Origin of the sequence: Shimia isoporae (genome assembly GCF_004346865.1) — a bacterium.
Classification (GTDB): Bacteria; Pseudomonadota; Alphaproteobacteria; order Rhodobacterales; family Rhodobacteraceae; genus Shimia; species Shimia isoporae.
Genome location: NZ_SMGR01000001.1, coordinates 1914012 through 1934564 on the forward strand (window position 1 = coordinate 1914012; position 20553 = coordinate 1934564).

The 20553-nt window shown below is 58.7% G+C and carries 17 protein-coding genes; 4 read left to right on the forward strand and 13 right to left on the reverse strand.

Annotated features, from left to right (window positions below):
* Positions 1–71: 71 nt before the first annotated feature.
* The 5 genes from BXY66_RS09425 to BXY66_RS09445 form a co-directional block, all read right to left on the reverse strand.
* Positions 72–1679: a carboxyl transferase domain-containing protein gene (locus BXY66_RS09425; RefSeq protein ID WP_132859859.1), complete on the reverse strand. Its 1608-nt coding sequence runs from the start codon at positions 1677–1679 to the stop codon at positions 72–74.
* Positions 1680–1695: 16 nt separating this feature from the next.
* Entirely contained in the window at positions 1696–2172 is a 477-nt protein-coding gene (locus BXY66_RS09430; RefSeq protein WP_165929139.1) for a lysozyme inhibitor LprI family protein, read from the reverse strand.
* Positions 2173–2176: 4 nt separating this feature from the next.
* Positions 2177–2680, reverse strand: a complete 504-nt coding sequence (locus tag BXY66_RS09435; RefSeq protein ID WP_132859861.1) for a lysozyme inhibitor LprI family protein — start codon at positions 2678–2680, stop codon at positions 2177–2179.
* A 79-nt stretch (positions 2681–2759) separates the two neighbouring features.
* Positions 2760–3923: an isovaleryl-CoA dehydrogenase gene (locus tag BXY66_RS09440; protein WP_132859862.1), complete on the reverse strand. Its 1164-nt coding sequence runs from the start codon at positions 3921–3923 to the stop codon at positions 2760–2762.
* Positions 3924–4081: 158 nt separating this feature from the next.
* Complete coding sequence (locus BXY66_RS09445) at positions 4082–4912, reverse strand: fumarylacetoacetate hydrolase family protein (protein ID WP_132859863.1); 831 nt, start codon at positions 4910–4912, stop codon at positions 4082–4084.
* 124 nt (positions 4913–5036) lie between these two features.
* Between BXY66_RS09445 and BXY66_RS09450 the strand changes: the two genes are divergently transcribed.
* Positions 5037–6854, forward strand: coding sequence for a M3 family oligoendopeptidase (locus BXY66_RS09450; protein WP_132859864.1), 1818 nt, complete (start codon positions 5037–5039; stop codon positions 6852–6854).
* Positions 6855–6971: 117 nt separating this feature from the next.
* Complete coding sequence (locus BXY66_RS09455) at positions 6972–7412, forward strand: hypothetical protein (RefSeq protein ID WP_132859865.1); 441 nt, start codon at positions 6972–6974, stop codon at positions 7410–7412.
* Between the two features lie 18 nt (positions 7413–7430).
* Here BXY66_RS09455 and BXY66_RS09460 read toward each other — a convergent pair whose 3' ends face one another.
* Both BXY66_RS09460 and BXY66_RS09465 read right to left on the reverse strand, forming a co-directional pair.
* Positions 7431–7913, reverse strand: coding sequence for a flavodoxin family protein (locus tag BXY66_RS09460; protein ID WP_132859866.1), 483 nt, complete (start codon positions 7911–7913; stop codon positions 7431–7433).
* Positions 7910–8179 (reverse strand): DksA/TraR family C4-type zinc finger protein, encoded by a 270-nt coding sequence (locus BXY66_RS09465; RefSeq protein ID WP_132859867.1) that lies wholly within the window; start codon positions 8177–8179, stop codon positions 7910–7912. The genes BXY66_RS09460 and BXY66_RS09465 overlap by 4 nt, the downstream gene beginning before the upstream one ends.
* Before the next feature lie 138 nt (positions 8180–8317).
* Here BXY66_RS09465 and BXY66_RS09470 point away from each other — a divergent pair, with 138 nt between their 5' ends.
* Positions 8318–9490: a dipeptidase gene (locus BXY66_RS09470; RefSeq protein WP_132859868.1), complete on the forward strand. Its 1173-nt coding sequence runs from the start codon at positions 8318–8320 to the stop codon at positions 9488–9490.
* A 17-nt stretch (positions 9491–9507) separates the two neighbouring features.
* On the opposite strand, the gene BXY66_RS09475 is transcribed toward BXY66_RS09470, so the two are convergent.
* The 4 genes from BXY66_RS09475 to BXY66_RS09490 form a co-directional block, all read right to left on the reverse strand.
* On the reverse strand, positions 9508–10470 hold the full coding sequence (locus BXY66_RS09475; protein WP_132859869.1) for a Gfo/Idh/MocA family protein: 963 nt from the start codon (positions 10468–10470) through the stop codon (positions 9508–9510).
* Positions 10471–10480: 10 nt separating this feature from the next.
* A complete protein-coding gene (locus BXY66_RS09480; RefSeq protein WP_132859870.1) occupies positions 10481–11455 on the reverse strand; it encodes a capsular polysaccharide export protein, LipB/KpsS family in 975 nt (324 codons plus the stop codon).
* Positions 11456–11536: 81 nt separating this feature from the next.
* Positions 11537–12433 carry an RNA polymerase sigma factor RpoH gene (rpoH, locus tag BXY66_RS09485; protein ID WP_132859871.1) on the reverse strand — a complete coding sequence of 299 codons (897 nt, stop codon included), beginning with the start codon at positions 12431–12433 and terminating at the stop codon, positions 11537–11539.
* Positions 12434–12603: 170 nt separating this feature from the next.
* On the reverse strand, positions 12604–13638 hold the full coding sequence (locus tag BXY66_RS09490) for an RluA family pseudouridine synthase (protein WP_132859872.1): 1035 nt from the start codon (positions 13636–13638) through the stop codon (positions 12604–12606).
* Here BXY66_RS09490 and BXY66_RS09495 point away from each other — a divergent pair.
* Positions 13637–13933: a DUF6476 family protein gene (locus tag BXY66_RS09495; protein ID WP_132859873.1), complete on the forward strand. Its 297-nt coding sequence runs from the start codon at positions 13637–13639 to the stop codon at positions 13931–13933. The genes BXY66_RS09490 and BXY66_RS09495 overlap by 2 nt on opposite strands.
* A 15-nt stretch (positions 13934–13948) precedes the next feature.
* On the opposite strand, the gene BXY66_RS09500 is transcribed toward BXY66_RS09495, so the two are convergent.
* Both BXY66_RS09500 and BXY66_RS09505 read right to left on the reverse strand, forming a co-directional pair.
* Positions 13949–15682 (reverse strand): adenylate/guanylate cyclase domain-containing protein, encoded by a 1734-nt coding sequence (locus tag BXY66_RS09500; RefSeq protein ID WP_132859874.1) that lies wholly within the window; start codon positions 15680–15682, stop codon positions 13949–13951.
* Positions 15682–20550, reverse strand: a complete 4869-nt coding sequence (locus tag BXY66_RS09505) for a PKD domain-containing protein (protein ID WP_165929140.1) — start codon at positions 20548–20550, stop codon at positions 15682–15684. Before BXY66_RS09505 ends, BXY66_RS09500 begins: the two co-directional genes overlap by 1 nt.
* Between the last annotated feature and the right edge of the window lie 3 nt (positions 20551–20553).

Genomic DNA, 20553 nt, shown 5'->3' on the forward strand with positions numbered 1-20553 from the left:
TCGTGGCCTCCCGACCTTTATATTCATCTTGCCGGAAATGCTCCGGAATTTTGGGGCCAGTCCCCACGTAATCACATCCGGAAGACACCAAACTTGGTTTCTTCAATGGGCGCGTTCAGCGAGGCAGACAAGCTCAGGTGCAGCACGTCGCGGGTTTTGCGCGGGTCTACGATGCCATCGTCCCACAGGCGGGCGGAGGCATAAAGCGGGTGACTTTGTTCTTCAAACATATCCAGCGTGGGCTGTTTGAAGGCGGCCTCTTCTTCCGCGGACCATTCGCCGCCCTGGCGTTCAATGGCGTCGCGTTTCACGGTGGCAAGAACGCCTGCGGCCTGCTCGCCGCCCATCACGGAGATGCGCGAGTTGGGCCATGTCCACAAGAAACGCGGGCTATAGGCGCGGCCGGCCATGCCGTAGTTGCCTGCACCGAATGAGCCGCCGACCAGCATGGTGATTTTCGGCACTTTGGTGGTGGCCACGGCGGTCACCATTTTTGCGCCGTGGCGCGCGATGCCCTCGGCCTCGTATTTGCGGCCCACCATGAAGCCGGTGATGTTTTGCAGGAACACCAGCGGGATGCCGCGTTGGGAACAGAGTTCTACGAAATGCGCGCCCTTGGCGGCGCTTTCGGAGTAGAGCACGCCGTTGTTGGCGATGATGCCGACGGGGCAGCCTTTGACGTGCGCAAAGCCGCAGACCAGCGTTTCACCGAAACGCTTTTTGAATTCATCAAAGCGGGAGCCGTCCACAACCCGCGCAATGACCTCGCGGATGTCATAAGGCGTGCGCAAGCCGCCCGGTACCACGCCGAGGATTTCCTCGGGGTCGTAGGCAGGCTCTTCGGGGGACTGCCAGTCCACGGTTTGCGGTTTGGTGCGGTTGAGGTGGCGCAGGGCATCACGGGCCAGTGCAAGTGCGTGGGCATCGTCATCCGCGAGATAGTCAGCCACGCCAGACAGGCGCGTGTGCACGTCACCGCCGCCAAGATCTTCGGCGGATACAACTTCACCGGTTGCTGCTTTCACCAACGGCGGGCCTGCGAGGAAGATGGTGCCCTGCTCTTTGACGATGATGGTCACGTCAGACATGGCGGGCACATAGGCGCCGCCTGCGGTGCAGGAGCCCATGACCACGGCAATCTGCGGTATGCCTTTGGCGGACATATTGGCTTGGTTATAAAAGATGCGGCCAAAGTGATCGCGGTCGGGGAACACCTCATCCTGCTGCGGCAGGTTCGCGCCGCCGCTGTCTACCAGATAGACGCAAGGCAGGTTGTTTTCCTCAGCAATCTCTTGCGCCCGCAGGTGTTTTTTGACGGTCATCGGGTAGTAGGTGCCGCCTTTGACCGTGGCATCGTTGCAGACCACCATGACCTCCTGGCCGTGCACCTGACCGATGCCGGCGACAGCGCCCGCGCAAGGGGCCGCACCCTCATACATGCCATGCGCCGCCGTTGCGCCGACTTCAAGGAAGGGCGAGCCGGGATCGAGCAGGCCAGCCACGCGGTCACGCGGCAGCATTTTGCCACGGCTCAGGTGACGCGCTCGGGATTTCTCGCCGCCGCCCTGGGCGGCTGCCTGCGCGGCCTCGCGCACGGTCTCGATCATGCCGAGATGCGCCGCGCGGTTGGCCGCGAAATCGTCAGAGCCCGTGATGACCTTGGACTGGATTTTGCTCATCGTTACTTTCCGTTTCTCATTCAATCAAAGCGACAGCTTCGAGGTAAAAGACCTGTTCCGCAGTCAGAAAGAGGTGACAGGCCTGCACTTCTGGCGCGTCGGGTTGACCGGAGCCCCAGAGCGTCTGTTCAAAGGCACAGGCATCTGCGCGGTATTGCAGCCAGCTTTCCTGCGCTTTTGCCAACGCTCCAGCCTGATCACGGGCCTTGAGCTTCAGATGCTTGGCGTCATCGTCCTTGCCCTTGGCGCGGTCCAGCACCAATGCAAAGGCCACGTCAAGGCGCGTGTCCCAATAAGTGATTTCGGCGGCCATGCAGATGGCTTCGTCGGTTTCCTCGCCGCATTCCCGCGCAGATGCGCCAACACAGATGCGGCGGTCGGTTTTGCGATCGAGGCCTGCGAGACAGGATTCCGTCGCAGAAGGCGAAAAGGCGTCTTGCGCGTATGCTGCTGTGCTTACGCAGAGGGCAAGCAAGATGGGGAACAAACGCATCAAGTCACTCCACAATCGCATCTGCTTCGAGGTAGAGCGTTTGCTCGGCGGTCAGGGTGACAAGACAACTGAGCGTGGCGGGCCCGCCCCCGGTACCGCCGCCCCAGTGAGAGCGCTCGTAGTCACATGTGGCGTCGCGGTAGGTGATCCAAGCGCGTTGCATAGCCAAAAGCGCGTCGGCCTGTTTCGGTGCGGAAGAACCGATATCGCCGAGTTCCTTGTCCGTCTTACGGCGCATGTCGCGCACTTTGACGTAGGCTTTGTTCAGGCGCGCGTCCCAGTATTCGTACTCTTTGTTGAGACATGCACCCATGCCCACGGTGGACCAGCCGCCCGGCGTGGCCTCCATACAGGCGTTGGCGGAGGCTTCGAAACAGCTGCGCGGGTTCTGATTTTCCGACATGCCGGACAGGCAGGCGAGCGTGGCGTCCATCGAAAACGTCACATCCTGTGCAGAGGCCGTCGCCCCCGCCGCCACAAACATCGATGTTGTCAGAAATTTCCACATGTCAAAACGCTCCAAATCAATTTTGAGGGCAGCTTAAACGCGAGGGACCCGCGCCCCTACCCTCAAAACCAATTCAAACTCAGCTTTGCGCCACCATCAGCTCTCGGCCGATCAGCATCCGGCGGATTTCGCTGGTGCCCGCACCGATTTCCATCAATTTGGCATCGCGGAAAATCCGGCCCACTGGGTTGTCGGAAAGATAACCCGCGCCGCCAAAGGCCTGCACAGCCTGATGCGCCTGTGTCATGGCGATTTCGGACGCGTAAAGACAGCAAGCAGCGGCGTCCTGACGGGTGATACGGCCCTGATCGCAGGCTTTGGCACATTCATAAACATAGGCGCGTGCGGAGTTCATCGCAGTGTACATGTCCGCGATCTTGCCCTGCATCAGCTGGAAGTTCCCGATTGGCTGACCGAACTGTTTGCGCTCCACCATGTAGGGCATGACTTCGTCCAGACAGGCGGCCATGATGCCGGTACCGAGACCCGCAAGAACCACGCGCTCATAGTCGAGGCCCGACATCAGAACAGCGACGCCGTTGCCCTCTTCGCCGAGGACGTTTTCAAACGGCACCTCGACGTCTTCAAAGATCAGCTCGGCAGTGTTGGAGCCGCGCATGCCCAGTTTGTCAAAGTGCGGGCTGGTGGAGAAGCCCTTCATCTCTTTTTCGATAAGAAAGGCAGTGATCCCACGCGATCCGGCGTCCATATCGGTCTTGGCATAGACCACGAGAGTATCGGCGTCAGGCCCGTTTGTGATCCAGTATTTGTTGCCGTTCAGCACGAAGCGGTCGTTTTTCTTGTCGGCTCGCAGCTTCATCGACACAACGTCGGAGCCGGCAGAAGGCTCGGACATTGCCAAGGCGCCAACGTGTTCGCCGGACAAAAGGCGTGGCAGGTATTTCTCTTTCTGCGCCTGATTGCCGTTCAGCTTGATCTGGTTGACGCAAAGGTTGGAGTGCGCACCATACGAGAGCGCCACTGAGGCGGAGGCGCGGGCAATTTCTTCGCAGACAATCACATGCGCCAGATAAGACATATCCGCGCCGCCGAATTCCTCGGGAACCGTCACACCCAGGATACCGAGATCGCCGAATTCTTTCCAAAGCTCGTTGGGAAATTCGTTTTTCTGGTCAATCTCCGCCGCCATGGGCTTGATGCGCTCTTGCGCAAAGCGGTGCACCATGTCGCGCAGCGCGTTGATATCTTCACCAAGATCGAAATTCATCGAGTGCATGAACATCTGTCCGCACCTCCCGTTATTGAACAGTTGTTCATATAATTACGGCGAGTCGGGAAACGGATCAAGATGAATTGTTGTGACGCGGGGTCCATCACTGACGTCAAACGCGAAACGCGCGGCAGAAACCGCGCGTTTTTCTCTCTGCATTTGGCAAGAAATCAGCCGTCCTGCATCACTCTCTGCCTTTGTTTTCCAAGGCCCGTGATACCCAGTTCCATCACGTCCCCTGCTTTCAGAAAACGCTGCGGCGACATGCCCATGCCCACACCCGGAGGCGTGCCGGTCACAATCACATCTCCCGGATGCAGCGTCATCATGTGGCTGAGATAGCTGATCACATGCGCAACGCCAAAGATCATCGACGCGGTGTTACCTGTCTGCATCCGCTCGCCATTTACATCGAGGTACAGGTCTAGCGATTGTGGATCCCCAACTTCGTCCGGCGTCACCAACCATGGGCCCAACGGCCCGAAAGTGTCGCAGCTTTTGCCTTTGGTCCACTGTCCACCGCGTTCAATCTGATAGGCGCGTTCGCTTACGTCATTGGCGACGCAATATCCCGCCACATGCGACAGCGCATCGGTCTCGGAAACGTATTTCGCGGCCTTGCCGATAATCACGCCAAGCTCCACCTCCCAGTCGGACTTTTCGGAGCCGCGCGGCAGGATGACGGGATCATCCGGACCCACAATGGCGCTGGTGGCTTTCATAAAAAGGATAGGTTCATCAGGAATGGGCATACCTGCCTCTTCGGCGTGATCACTGTAGTTCAGCCCGATGCACAGCATCTTACCCACCTGCCCGACGGGCGCGCCGATACGTGGATGATCCTCCACCAACGGCAGGCTCTCCGGATCAACCCTTGGCAAAGCCCCAAGCACATCCCCCGCGATGTCGTCCACAATACCGCTCAAGTCACGAATGCCGCCGGCGCTGTCCAATACTCCGGGCTTCTCCTGCCCGACCTCGCCAAATCTCAGATACCGCATGGTCCCTCTCTTTCTATGGGCACCATGCTATAGCGCACGACGCCAATCGCAACCGCCCCTTGCAGGCCCCCACCCTCTCTGCCTATCTGTTGCCCAACACGATTTACCGTTCAAAGGATGCATGATGTTGAACCTGCCCTTCCCCGTTTTTGATGCCAATGCCAGCGCCGCTTCCGGCGATTTCGGGGACTTGCCCGAATGGGATCTTTCTGACCTCTACGCAGGCGACGACGCGCCCGAATTGCTGAAAGATCTGGACTGGCTTGAAGGCGAATGCGCAGCTTTTGCTGCCGACTACGAAGGTAAACTGGCCGATCTTGACGCGGCAGGTCTGCTCGAATGCGTCCAGCGCAACGAAAAGATTTCTCAGGTTTCGGGCCGCATCATGTCGTATGCGGGGCTGCGGTATTATCAACTGACCACTGACGCCGAACGCGCCCAGTTCATGGCCAATATGCAGGAAAAGCTGACGAATTTCTCGACGCCATTGGTGTTTTTCACGCTGGAACTGAACCGTATCGACGATGACGCCCTGTCCGCAGCCTTTGCAGAAAACACCGAGCTGGCACGCTATGAGCCTGTCTTCCGCCGTATTCGCGCAATGAAGCCGCACCAGTTGTCGGATGAGCTGGAAAAATTCCTGCACGATCTTGGCGTCGTCGGAGACGCCTGGGAACGCCTGTTTGACGAAACCATCGCTGGCCTGACCTTTAGCGTAAACGGCGAAGAGCTGAACATCGAAGGCACGCTGAATTTCCTGACCGATCCGGACCGAAGCAAACGTGAGGCGGCAGCGCGAGAGCTGGCGAATGTTTTTAACGAGAACATCAAGATTTTTTCTCGGGTGCATAACACCGCAGCCAAGGAAAAAGAGGTTATCGACCGCTGGCGCAACATGCCGACAGCCCAAACCGGACGGCACTTGTCCAACGACGTAGAACCGGAAGTGGTCGAGGCGTTGCGCGATGCAGTTGTCGCGGCCTATCCGAAACTCAGCCACCGCTACTATGAGCTCAAGCGCAAGTGGCTTGGGCTGGACAAAATGCAGGTCTGGGACCGCAATGCTCCCCTGCCGATGGAAGACCCGAGCACCGTGGATTGGGCGACGGCACAGCAGACAGTGATGGATGCCTATAATGCTTTTGACCCGCGCATGGGCGAAATCGCGGAACCCTTCTTCACAAAGGGTTGGATCGACGCAGGTGTCAAACCCGGCAAGGCGCCCGGCGCGTTCGCCCACCCCACGGTCACCAATGTGCACCCCTATGTGATGCTGAACTACCTCGGCAAACCGCGCGACGTCATGACTCTGGCTCACGAATTGGGCCACGGTGTGCATCAGGTGCTGGCAGCCGAGCAGGGCGAAATGTTGTCCTCCACACCGCTCACGCTGGCAGAAACCGCTTCCGTATTTGGCGAGATGCTGACTTTCCGTGCCTTGCTGGACAAAGCTGAAACCCAAGAGCAGCGTAAAATTCTGCTGGCGGGCAAAGTTGAGGACATGATCAACACCGTGGTGCGTCAGATCGCGTTCTACGATTTTGAGTGTAAACTGCACGCAGCGCGCCGCGAAAGCGAACTTACTCCCGAAGATATCAACGCACTTTGGATGTCGGTACAGGCAGAAAGCCTCGGCGATGCCTTCGAGTATATGGAGGGCTACGAAACCTTCTGGGCCTACATCCCGCACTTCGTGCACTCGCCGTTTTATGTCTATGCCTATGCCTTTGGCGACGGCTTGGTGAATGCGCTGTATGCGGTTTACGCCGAAGGCGGCGAAGGCTTTGAGGACAAGTATTTCGACATGCTCAAAGCGGGTGGATCGAAGCATCACAAGGAACTGCTCGCGCCGTTTGGGCTGGATGCATCCGACCCGAAGTTCTGGGACAAAGGTCTCAGCATGATCTCCGATATGATCGACGAGTTGGAAGCGATGGAGTGACAAGCTCCTAGTTGGTGAGACATCACTTGAAGGGGGTCCTTTGGTCCCCTTTTTCTTTTTGCTATTTTGGCCTTGGCTACATTCTTGAAGGCATTTTCTTCCAGCAGAGGTACATTTGTGAGTAACACTATTTTCTTTGCCGCTTTTACAGCCCTATGGGCGACCGGTGTGTATTCCCAAACGCTTCACGGCGACTGGACCTGCGCAGACAAATCACCGGAGGGAGAAATGCAAATGTCTATGTCGTTTTCGCCCGAAGGAACTCTCAAATCCGAGGTGCTCCTGAAATTCGAGGAAGAAGGCGCAGAAATAGTTGCGGAACTGACGGCCCTCAGCCGCTATGAATACCTGCCTGCTGGCATTTTGAGAGACCGGCCGACGGACACCACGCTTTTGTCTCTGACCGCTGATGGTTTCGACATCAAAGACCTCCCGGAAGCCCGCGAATTGGTGGACTATTTGCTGATGAGTAGCGAAGAAACCTATCGCGTGGACAGGCTTACAAATTCGGAACTGGTGATGAGCGCAAACGGCGAGAGCCTGACGTGTTTCAGGTAGCGTCTGCCGACCAGAAAATCAGAACATACCAAGCGCGAGACCGGCACCCAGTGCCGCTCCGAGTTCGGCGCAGCGCGTCAGATCGTCCGTTTCGATCGTTTTGAGAGCGAGAATAGCCTCCGGCGATTGCGACGAAGTGTTCACGATGATCGGCGGCTGCACTTCCCTGAGCCGCCAGCCTTTTGCTATCCGTGCCACCTGCCGCGCTGCGCCTTCACCATCAGATCCGGCACAGATCATTTGCGCATAAGGGCGCCCGTTTAGTTTGCCTAGAACCGGATAGTAACAGCGGTCGAAGAACTCTTTCATCATGCCCGACAGCGACGCCAGATTTTCAGGCGCGCAGAAGATGTAGCCGCTGGCGGCGAGCACGTCCTCCGGCCCCGCCTCCTCAGCTGATAGCATCACCACCGGCCCCTCGGATGATGCGCCGTCATAAGCGGCCTGTGCCATTTGACGGCTGCCACCTGTGCGGGAATGCCAAACGATCAGAAGGCTCATTTCAGCTGACTGTCCTTGCTGCCGCGCCGGTTGATGCCCGCGCGGGCCTTGAACGCGCCATCGCGGTCTTGCTGGCAGTCGATGCAGAGTTTCACGCCGGGTCTGGCCAACCGCCGCGCCTCAGGTATTTCCTCTTCGCATTCCGCGCAGAACCGCAAGCTTTCGCCCACAGGCTGTTGCTGCGCCTTCATGCGGGCCAATTCATCGCTGATGCTGGCTTCAATCTGTTCGCTTACCGCGCCATCGCGCGCCCAACCGCCTGCCATTGTTCTCCTCCGCCGGACAGAGCAACAGCTTAACCGCCCTGCCCCGTGGAACACAACGGCCCAAGCGTTTCCCTTGATTTCGCAGCACGGCAGCCTACCGTGCGACTCAACCAAAACGCGACCAAAATGGGGGAATTCATGCGTACATTCGGGAAATGGCTGGGGCGGTTGTTGCTCATGGTGGTTCTGGCGGTTGCGGGTTTTTTTGTGATTGCACCGGGATTTGTAGAAAAATCACGTAATGTTGTGGCCGAACACTCCCCTTTCGATATCAGCCCTGACGCGCAGACGCTGCACGACAGTCTGGTCATCGGCGATTGGCACGCTGACACGCTATTGTGGAAGCGCGACCCTCTAAAGCGGGCAGATCGCGGGCATGTGGACGTGCCCCGAATGCAAGAAGGCAACGTCGCTTTGCAGGTTTTTGCGGCTGTCACCAAATCGCCTGCCGGACAGAACTACGAAGAAAACTCCGCAGACGCGCAGGACAACATCACTCTGTTGGCCATCGGGCAACTCTGGCCCGTGGCAACATGGGATTCACTGTATGAACGCGCACGGTATCAGGCCGAACGTCTTCACAAGGCCGCCAATAATTCCGATGGCCAGTTACGGGTGATTACCAGCAAGGCAGATCTGGATCAGCTTTTGGCGGACCGCGCGGCTGGCCAAAGGGTATCCGGGGGCTTGCTCGGCATTGAAGGCGCACACGCGCTGGAGGGAAACTTTGACAATCTGCAGGGACTGGAGGACGTCGGATATCGCGTGATCGGGCTTCACCATTTCTTCGACAATGAACTGGGCGGCTCCCTGCACGGGATTGGCGATCAGGGGCTCACCGATTTCGGCCGCGCAGTGGTCACGGCCATTCAGGATCGGAACCTTGTATTGGATCTTGCGCATTCCAGTCCTCAGGTCGCGCGCGACGTACTTGGGATGACCGACATGCCACTGGTTGTCAGCCACACGGGGATCTATTCCAACTGCCCTGTGGTGCGTAACTTTCAGGATGACCTGATGCGTGAAATCGCTGCGACCGGTGGGGTCGTTGGCATTGGTTATTGGGCGGATGTAACCTGCGACGACAGCCCCGAAGGCGTCGCAAAGACCATCCGCGCCGCGATTGATCTACTTGGGGAAGATCACGTGTCTTTGGGGTCGGATTTTGACGGATCCGTGCCGACTGTGTTTGACACGTCAGAGCTGGCCGCAGTGACGCAGGCGCTCATCGCCGAGGACCTGACAGACGCACAAATCAGGAAAGTCATGGGCGAGAACATGGTGCGCGTGCTTCGTGAACGGCTGCCATAGGCCGAAAGAGGTTGCGGTTATACCGCTGCAAACACCTGATCCATCATCGCCTGCGTGCCGCGGGCATCCTCAAGCGTCCAGTCGTAGGGCGCACCCTCCTTCAGTGAGCGGCCAAAGGCTTCTACTTGCAGGACGTATTGGTTGACGCGCGGGAAGCGTTCGATCGTGACCGATTGATCCGGTCGGCTGATGTGGATTTCGGCCTGATCGAAAATACCGGCATTGAACGGACAGGTGAGCGACATCACCGCCTGTTCACCGTGGAAATGCACCTCTTGTCGCGGAGCCATGCGGATCGACGTAAAGGCCTGATATGAAAAGCCTTCAAAGGCAAATCCCATGTCGGCAAAAAGATCGATCCCCTGATCCATCTCGGCCCGCGCATAGTCCAGCCGAAGAGGCTCCTGACCGGTTGCAAACCGGGCTGCGCCCATCACGTAAACACCAATGTCGCGCAAGCCTCCGCCGCCCGCCTGCGCCTGATTGCGAATGTTGCCCATGTCATCGTTAAAAAACGAGAAGGCTGCGTTCACATGACGGAGTTCGCCGATCGCGCCTTCCTTCAGGAGCGCCTGCGCACGCTGCCACTGAGGGTGGTGTACGATCATGTAAGCCTCGGCACAAAGCAGTCCACTGGCATCGCGCGCCGCAATAAGCCGGTCAATCTCTGCCGTATTCATCCCGACCGGCTTTTCACAAAGAACCGCCTTGCCTGCTTCAAGAGCCTTGATCGACCACTCAACGTGCAGATGGTTGGGCAACGGAATGTAGATCGCATCAATGTCGGGATCAGACAGCAGATCCTCATAGTTTTCGTGCACACGCATTCCTGGCGCGAAGGCCTGAAAAGGCGCGGCTTTGGCCGCGCTGGAAGTCCCTAGTGCCACCAATTCTGCCCCTTTGGCGGCGTGGATCGCTGGCCCCATCTTATCCAGCGCAAAGTTGGAGGCGCCCAAAATGCCCCATTTGACAATGCTCATGAGGAGCCTCCTATTCCGCGGCCAGCTTTTTGCCGGACGCTTTCACATCATAGCCTTGAGCCGCCATACGACGTACGACCTGTCGCGCGAGCACCTTGTCGCGGCGGCTTGCGTCCAGACACTGAAGACCAAAATACCAATAGAGATACTTCGCATAAACGCGACCGCGGGGTTCCTGCTCGAGCAAAACCTCGAGCATCTCCGGTGTTTTTGCCACATCTGCGACGTGATGGAAGTCGGCCTGTCCGCATAGGATCACCGGTTTCCGGTGCATATAGGCTTCGATCCCCACTGCCGAGTTGATCGTGACAACTCTCTGACATTGCGCGATGATATCGTGAATATTCCCAGTGACCACGTGCAGGTCGGGGTTGATCTTCTGCATCTCGTCAAGACGCGCGCCCATCATTGGATCGTGGTCCTTGGGATGTGGCTTGACCACAACCGAGCCTTCCCAGTTTTTGAGCACTGTCTCCAGCATGGTCCAGCGGTCCATGTAGCATGTCTCCTCGACGCCGCGATGCTCCTCACTTTGGAAAAACACTGCAATCGAGTCATCGGGAATGGTTGTATGTTCTTCGGGCTGGGCATACCGCGACGTGCGTTGATCCATCAGCCGCCGCCGCAACTTGCCAAAGAACTTGCGGGCTTTTTCGTCATCCACCTGCCCCGCCAGAAAACGTTTGTCGGCAATCGAGGACTGCGCACGTATCCCCATAGGGTCGACATTCCAGAACGGATATACGTAGGCAATGCCCGCGTTCATCGCGCGTTCATGTTGCACCTGACCGTGGTTATAGATGTGGAACCAGTCGTCTTCCGCGACACGCTCTTGGGCCGCATCTCGATTTATGGCCTCCATGCGCCACGCCACGCCGATTTCGTCAAATCCCGCTGTGAGTTTTCTGTAAAACGGCAGCACAGCATCGCTGTCCGGAGACAGCCAATCCTCGGGCACGTGCAGGACAACTCCGCGCTCAGCCATTGATTCTGCTCATAAAAAAGCCTCTCCCGTTCGCACGGAAGAGGTTAATATGTTTAGCTTGGCTCGCCAAGAGCTTGTGCGTCAATGAGACGCCATCATGCCCTTGGATGCTGCCAATTCGCGCATCCGCTTCTGCAATTTTTCAAACGCCCGTACTTCGATCTGACGAATGCGTTCGCGGCTGACGTCATATTGCCCGCTCAGGTCTTCGAGCGTCACAACCTGATCCGCCAGACGGCGCTGCGTGAGGATGTCCTTTTCGCGGTCGTTGAGCACGTCCATCGCCTCGGCCAGCAATTCGCGGCGCGCCTCAAGTTCGTTGCGGGCCTCATAGTCGCCAGCCTGATCGGCGTCTTCATCCTCAAGCCAGTCCTGCCACTCCATCGTGCCTTCGGACTCGGTGCCGACCTGTGCGTTCAGCGAGGCATCCCCACCGGACATGCGGCGGTTCATTGAGACCACCTCTTCCTCGGTCACACCAAGGTCGTTGGCGATGCGCGCCACGTTTTCAGGACGTAGGTCCCCCTCTTCCAGCGCGCCAATGCGGGCCTTGGCCTTGCGCAGGTTGAAGAACAGCTTCTTCTGCGCCGATGTGGTGCCAAGCTTCACCATCGACCAGCTGCGTAGGACGTATTCCTGAATGCTCGCCCGGATCCACCACATCGCGTAGGTCGCCAGTCGGAAGCCTTTTTCAGGGTCAAACCGTTTCACGGCCTGCATCAAACCGACGTTGGCTTCTGAGATCACTTCCGCCTGCGGCAGGCCATAGCCGCGATACCCCATCGCGATCTTCGCTGCGAGTCGCAAGTGGGATGTCACCATTTTATGAGCGGCTTCAGCGTCTTGCTCCTCCACCCAACGTTTGGCGAGCATGTACTCTTCTTCCGGCTCCAATAGGGGGAACTTACGGATCTCCTGCAGATAGCGGTTCAGACCGCCTTCCGGTGTCGGTGCAGGCAAATTTGCATAATTGGCCATGATTGTGCTCCCTCCGTCTTCAATGTTTATCTCGTTAACATGGATTTAGTGAGCGCTAACGAGCTTTCAATGCCCCCGAAGGCAATTTCTCTTCAAAACGTTAAGATTTTTTCTGCGCGCGCACCATAGGCAACTCTGCGCATTCACGCGCATGTGCTGTTTGTTGCCGGTTATCCGGATTTGCTGCCCAGCGCGGCAATCAGCGCAGCCATGTCGGCAGGAATTTCGGCCTCAAACCGCAGCATTTCGCCGCTGAGAGGATGCTCGAACCCCAAAACTGCAGCGTGAAGCGCCTGACGCGGGAAGGTTTTCGCGGCTTCGATTCCGGCTGCGCCAATGGCTTTTTCGGCAAGCTTCCGGCGGCCGCCATATACCGGGTCGCCGACCAGCCCATGCCCGGCATGCGCCATATGCACACGAATCTGGTGGGTGCGACCGGTTTCCAACCAGCATTCCACCATGGCTGCCACAGCCGGTGAGCCAAACGGCTCGACGATGCGCACCCGTGTCACCGCGTGACGCCCGCCCTCAAACAAGACTGCCTGTTTTTGACGATCGGTTTTGTGGCGCGCCAGATGGGTCGTGATCTTCATAATGTTTCCGGGTTCGAAGTTCACACCGCGCACCCCGCGCAATCGCGGGTCGTTGGCATCAGGCACACCATAACAGACCGCGCGGTAGTACCGTTCGACGGTGTGCGCGGCAAACTGATCAGCCAAACCCTGGTGGGCCGCGTCGGACTTGGCGACGACCAGCAAACCGCTGGTTTCCTTGTCGATGCGATGCACGATGCCGGGGCGCTTCATGCCACCAACACCCGAAAGCGTATCTCCGCAATGATGCAGCAGCGCGTTGACCAAGGTGCCATTTGGTGTGCCGGGCGCCGGATGTACGACCATGCCCGCAGGCTTGTTGATCACGATCAGATCGTCGTCTTCCCAGATCACGTCCAGCGGAATGTCTTCCGGTCCTATGTGGCTCTCTTCAGCCTGAGGCACAGCAATCTCTACTGCTTCGCCACCAGATACTTTGGCTTTGGGGTCAGACACGACGATACCGTCAACTTTTACCGCGCCTTCTGCCAGCAATTTGGCCAAACGGGTTCGGGACAGGCTCGCCTCTACTGGCACATTCAGCGAAAGCGCCTTATCAAGGCGCTTGGGCGGGTTTTCCGCGATCACGAAAGTAACAAGGGCTTCAGCCATGACAGATGCTCCGGACCCGATCGAGCCAGCCAACCTTCGGTTTCTGAGGCTGCTTGTCACAGGATTGACGACGGTAATGATTGTCGGGCTTGTAACGGTGGTTGCACTGATTGTCATGCGCTTCCGTGACGATGGCCCGATCCTGCCCGAAGAGATCACTTTGCCTGAGGGCGTCACCGTACAGGCCGTGACCACCGGCGACGGATGGTATGCGCTTGTGACCGATGACGGTCGTATCCTGATCTATGACCGCATCACCGGCGCCCTGCGGCAGGAAGTCATCCTGGGTCAGTGATCTACACGACCATTTTCACTGCGCTGGTTCTGACTCCCGTGCTTCGTTAAAGCTCGCGCGGTAAACCGGAACGGGGTCAGTATACCCTTTCAGCATGACTGCGGGCTGCGCTTCCATGTCGAGGTCGATATCAACCACTTCGCTGGTCTCCTTGTCGACCAGAACTTCCCACGGCCCTGCTTTGGAGCAAAGCCTCGCTGCAAGGTTTACGGTGGAGCCCAGCACCGTAAAATCCATTCGTTCTCTTGCGCCCATCGCGCCGAGTACAACGGCACCAGAGGCAATGCCAACGCCGACCGCAAGCTCCCGTCCAGTCTGCGCGCCAAAGCTCTCTGCCAGGGCTTCCTTGATTTCCACACCACAACGCACCGCTCGGTCTTCCTTGTCCTCGCCGACAAACATCGCCATCAACTCATCGCCCACAAACTTGTCGATGTCGCCGCCATGGCGTTCGACGATGGCTGACTGGATTTCGAAATAGCGGTTCAGGACCTCGATCACCTCCTCGGGCGTTACGGTTTCAGAAAAGGCAGTGTAGCCGCGAATGTCGGAAAACAGCATCGTGACATCCCGCCGTTCCCCGCCGCGCTTCATCCCTTCCCCCTCGCGGGCCTGAATGGCGCTGACCGTTTCCTGACTGACGAACTTCATCAATTCCATACGCTCGCTCAACTGACCTGCCATGACATTAATTCGTCCGGCCAAATCGCCGATTTCGTCACGGCTACGCACCTTTTCCACCCGAGCGCCAAAATCACCTTCGCCAATGGCGTCGGCCACACGACCAATTTTCAGGATCGGCCCCGTCAGGCGTTTGGAAAAAATCAGGGCTGCAACGGATGCCGCAGCAAAGCCCAGCGCCCCTACCATGATGATGCGCCGCATCATTTCCGCAATCACTGCATAGGCGCTCTCTTCACTCAGCTCGGTGATCACCGCCCAGGGAAACCAGTCCGGAAAGGCATAGGCGCCAAGCATCGCGCTGCCGTCGGGTCTGGTGTAGGCCTGCAACGCATCCGCGCGCGCGCCTGCAACAATCAATGGCATCGCGGAAGCCACGATCGCCCGTTCGTTCATCACTTCGGGATCATCAACAAGCGCAGTCCGTCCGGCGTGATCAACAATCGTAATGTCTCCGCGCTGGTTAAACGGATGCCGGGACACGGTGCGTCGCAACGTTCCAAGATTGATCCGCGCCGCCAAGGTCAAAGAACGGCCCGCAATCTGGCTTTCCATCGGAAGGGCAAGCGTCGCCAGCCAGTCACCGGTTTCCGGCAATTGGCTAATCAAAGGACGACCGAACTGTCCCGTTCCCTTGATATTGGCAATCAGATCGGGTGACGCCGCGAGTGTTGCCACAGGATCTAGTCCGGCAGACGTGAGTGCCTCGCTAAAGCTCTGATCGCTGACCAGAACTGGAATGTCCGAACCCTCGACGCTCAATTGCAGGGCCACCACATCCTCAAGCTGCTCCATACCCTGTGTCAGCAGGGAGACTTTTTGCGCAACGTCCAGGTCGGGATTGTCCACGCCGGAGCGGATCACCATCAACGGCGCCAACCATCGCCCCTGATACATACTGTCGAACTCGCTACGCACCTGTGCGGCCACGCCGGTCAGGTCCTCGTTTACAGCGCTCTTCAGTTCATCCCGCGCGATCCGCACAAGGTTGTCACCGACCAGTGCCAACGGCACCACCGCGACCAGCGCAGCGAAAAGAAAGAATTTGAGCGGTAGAGGGAAACGCATCAATTGCCGCCCTCACGTGCCGTGGCCGACACCAGCGCGGTATCTGTAGAAACGCCGCAGGCCAGCCCGCTACTGTCGCGCGCTGTTACCGTCACGGTGTAGTCTCCGGCACTGGCATACCGATGCCGCGCGACCGCACCGGACAAGCTGGTACCGTCGCCGAAGTCCCATGAAATCAGAACCCCCTGCCCGTCGGGGTCCGAGGCGGTGCTGGCGTCAAAGCGCAAGACGTCGTGGGCAGCGCCGACAGGTGTGCTCTGATCTGCTCCGGCATCCACGGATGGCGGAGTATTCACCAGTATCAAAGCCGTATCCTGTCCGGTATTGCAGGTGGCCCCGCTGTCATCGACCACACTCAGGGTCACTTCCACGGGTCCCGAAGCCTCAAAGCCGCGCACTACGTCTGCGCCACGCAACTCCACACCGTCGGAGAATGTCCAGATGTAGTCCGTGATGGCGCCGTCCGCGTCATAGGCGCCTGCCGTGAAAGCAACTTCTTCGCCGGGACATACAGTTCGGTCGGGTCCGGCATCGGCCTGAGGCACCGCGTTAACGCGCGCGTAGACTTCTTCTCGGTAGACTGAATTCGCCAGCCCTCGGCCGTCGTCCGTCGTGACAGCCACCGGATACAAACCCGGTTTCGAAAAGGCGTGTTCAACGGCCAGGCCGCTTGCGGTTTGCCCATCACCGAATGCCCAATCCACAATCACTCCCTCGGCGGCGGCCACCTGCCAATTGCGCGGGGTATTCACGCAAAGCGCAGGCGGCGTGTCCAGTCCGGCTATTGGCACTGGGTTAACAGTGATCTGGCGTTCGGCAACGACCACTGAATTGGCGACGTCAGCATCATCTGTCACCTCCAGACGAAGCGTATATGTTCCCGCCTTCTGGTAGCGGTGATTGCCGACCACACCCGTTGTGGTCGTGCCGTCGCCAAAGTCCCAAAGATAGTTGGTGATGACACCGTCGACATCAAGCGAAAGCCCCGCATCAAAGCTTACCAACGCGCCGGTGGCAACGCTGTCCGGCCCGTCGATCAGAGGCTCCGGCGCAGCATTCACAACAATCTTATGGCGGCTGAGCAGTTGCCCGCAATCTTGCGTTCCGCCTTCCAGCGTTGTCGTCAGAGTCACGAGGTATTCGCCCGGTTGGGCAAAAGTATAGCTGGCCGTCTGGCCGCTGGCCTCTCCTCCGTCCGAAAAACTCCAGTCGAAGGCCACCGGGTCTCCCGTTCCGGCTTCATCCCCCAGCTGTGCGGTGAAAGAAACCGCAGACCCGACCGGCGCCCGCTCCACCGCCACGATCTCTTGGGTTTTGGCCGGCAAAACCTCCACAGTGACCGTATCCGTATCCAGAGGGCTGCACTGTCCAACCGCATCGCCCGTTATCGTCAAAGTCACCGAATAGGTACCTGCCCGTTCGAAGCTTTTGACCGGTGTCGCGCCGCTGGCGCGGCTGCCATCACCGAATGTCCACTCAAAGCCGTTTACGGATCCGTCTGCATCCGTTGATCCGCTGCCGTCCATGCGCACTTCCTGATTGACGCAGACGGTCATGTCAGGACCCGCATCAGCGATCGGGCCTTCCTGCACGATCACGGCAACCCTGTCCCGATCCGTGCCTCTGGCGGACCCGCTCTCGTCCGCTACCGAAAGGGTCACAGGATAGGTGCCCGGCATTTCGTAGGTATGCGTCGGATTTATGATGTCGGACCGGCTGCCATCCCCGAAGTCCCACACATAGCGCAGCAGGTCACCGTCGGCATCGGAACTTCCCGACGCATCAAACAGGATCGACTCGCCGGAACACACATCCCGATTGCCGCCCGCGTCGGCCACAGGTTGCGCATTGATGATGACCGTTGTGGCATCCACATCGCGCGCATTGCTGAGACCCGACCCGTCATCAACCCAAAGGGTGACGGGAAACTGTCCGGCCCTCGGAAAAACATGCGCCACCTCCCGCCCGAAGACCGGCGGAGACCCGTCGCCAAAGTCCCACGTGTACACCAGATTGTCTCCGTCCGCGTCGCTTGACCCACCTGCATCGAGTTTCACAAGCAACCGGTCAGTATCGATGACCGCCCCCGCCTCTGCTTCCGGACGGTGATTGACTTGCACAACAAGGCTGTCCTGCGCCGTGGCGTTTGCGACACCACTGTCATCGCGCACAATCAGGCGTACGTTGTACACGCCTGCCGTGGGCCATGCCCGTTCAACTCTGGCTGCCTCAAGTGGTGTCTGCAGATCGTCAAATTCCCAACTGTAGCTGCCTATGGAACCGTCGCGATCAAACGATCCAGCAGCGTCGAACACCGCACTTTCGTCCGGCGCGATGCGAAGGTCCGGTCCGGCCACGGCAACAGGCTGATCGTTGACGGTGATCAACACCTCACTCTCATCCTGCGCCCCACCGCCCTGGAAATCATCGGTAACCGCCAACTGAACGCGATACAAACCTGGTGCATCAAAGCTGTGCTCTACGCGCACGCCGGACTTGAGACCCCCATCGCCAAATGTCCAAACATGGTCCACGACCCGGCCATCCGGATCTACCGATGCGCCGGCATCCAACAGAAAAAGTTCCCCCGGCGCGACCGTTAGGGCCGGTCCCGCATCGGCGATCGGCGCCGCGTTCACCACGACGGTCATGGTGTCGCGGTGGGTGGATTGGGGGGCTCCGCTGTCGTCCTGAACCGTCAATGCCACTTCATAGGTTCCGGGGCGGGCAAAAGAGTGCATCGGACGCGGTCCGCTGCCGCTCCGCCCGTCACCAAAATCCCAAACAAAACCCGATATCTGACCATCAATGTCCCGGGATGCGCTGCCGTCAAACTGAACGTCTGACGCGGTTACGAACTGGTCCGGACCGGCATCCGCCACTGGGCGCGTGTTGACCACCACCTCATAGGACACCCGTTGCGTGGCGGATGTTGTTCCGGAATTATCGGTCACGCTCAGGACAACGTTGTACACCCCCGGCTTTGCCCAAGCATATTCCGCCATCTCGCCTTCGCCGATTGATCCGTCACCAAACTCCCACAAGTGGCTCAAGATGACTCCGTCCGCATCCGAAGACTTGCTGCCATCAAGCACCACGGCTTCGCCAACAGCCACTGGTTCGACAGGACCTTCGATCACAGGCACTGGCGGTGCATTGACCCGAATGGTCAGCCGGTCAGAAGAAGTGGCATTGCTGACGCCGCTGTCATCGGTCACGGATAGCGCTACAGCGTAAATCCCGGGTGCGTCATAAACATGGGTGACACGCGCACCCTCAAGAACAGTTCCATCCCCCATGTCCCAGCTGTGTGTGCCGATCTCTCCGTCCACATCATAGCTGGCCGCACCATCCAGAGTGATGGCCCGACCGACGATTGTGCTTTGGTCGGTGCCTGCTTCTGCCACGGGCGATGCGTTCACAGTCACCAAACGCGTGGCAACTCCGAAGTTGCAGGGGTGGCTGCTTGCATCCGAAACCCGCAAAACCGACCTATAGGCTCCGGGTTGACCGTAGACGTGTTCGGCGGTCGCCCCTTCCTCGGCCTCACCGTCCCCAAAGGACCAGATATACCGTGTGATCGGACTGTCGCTTGGCACCGAATTACTGCCATCAAACGCCACAACGTCTCCGGGCGCTACGATCAGGTCCAGCCCTGCGTCCGCGACAGGTGCGTTTCGGATGTGCACGGGCACAGTGGCCTCAGCCCCCCGCGCAGCGCGCGACCCGGGCAGCAGTACACGCAACCGCGCCTCCAGGTTCCCGGTCATTGTATAGCTATGCGCGCTAACTGGCTCTTCGCCATCAGCTCCGTCACCATAGTCCCACATGTAAGCCAACAGGGCATCCGCGCCTTCGTGGCTGCCGTCGAATGCGACCGAACGACAGTCCGCCAGTTCCCGCGCGCGGGGGATCGCCTCAGGCCTCTCGGGGACGGGTGCCAACCGAGGCGGCATGAGGATCGGCAAGGCCTGCCCCGTTTGGTCGAACACCGAGAGCGTCACATCGTTGGGCGTTTCAAAACCTCCGCGGAGGGTCAGAGCCAGAAGCGCCTCTTTTGTATCCACCTCTTCAGAGACCCAGACGTTTTGACCGGAGGCCTGCAAGCGAATGTCCGAATACATCTGGTTCAACCGCAAATCTCCGGCCGCGCCGTCAAAGTTTTGAACGATCAGCGGGCCTTGGGAGGGATTTAGCAATTCGACACGCGTTCCGATCAATCCTCCCGGCCAGCGAATGGTGGGTTGGTAAGCTTCCATCACCAAGCCTTCCGGACGCCTGTGCACATCTCTGGCGAGGCTGACATCGACGTTGAAGCCGTTGCCGTCGTCCCCGTCCGCGCCCACAACATCCAGCCGGAACCACGCGCGGTCTCCGATGATTTCACCCTGCCGCGCACGCACCGCCCCGATCGAAACCCACTGCCCGTCAGTCTGCGGATCGGCCGCAAATGTGGTTTCTCGCAAGGTCTCTCCGGAACGAGCCGCCAGTACGTCTGCCCGCTTTGCTTTTTGGGGTTTCGCCCCATCCTCAACTGGCTCGGGCATCGCTATGCCTGTGCGCGCTCCGTCCCCCCCGACAATCCGGTAAACGGTCTCGGTTGCACCATATCGACCATAGCGGAAATCATGATCCCCGCTCATCTCGGGATCAAAAATCCGGACGTAAACTCGGTCTCTCAAATCATTGGGAACACTGAAAAAGATCGTTTCCCTGTGATCGATATCACCTTCTCTCGTCGGTGCCAGAACACCGTAAACAACCAACAATCCCTGATCCGCCGGGGGTGCCACATCCTGTGCATTGGCCCAAGAAGCGCCATGCAAAACCAAACCCGCCAAGAACAGACGCGTTACGCGTTTCAACATCCT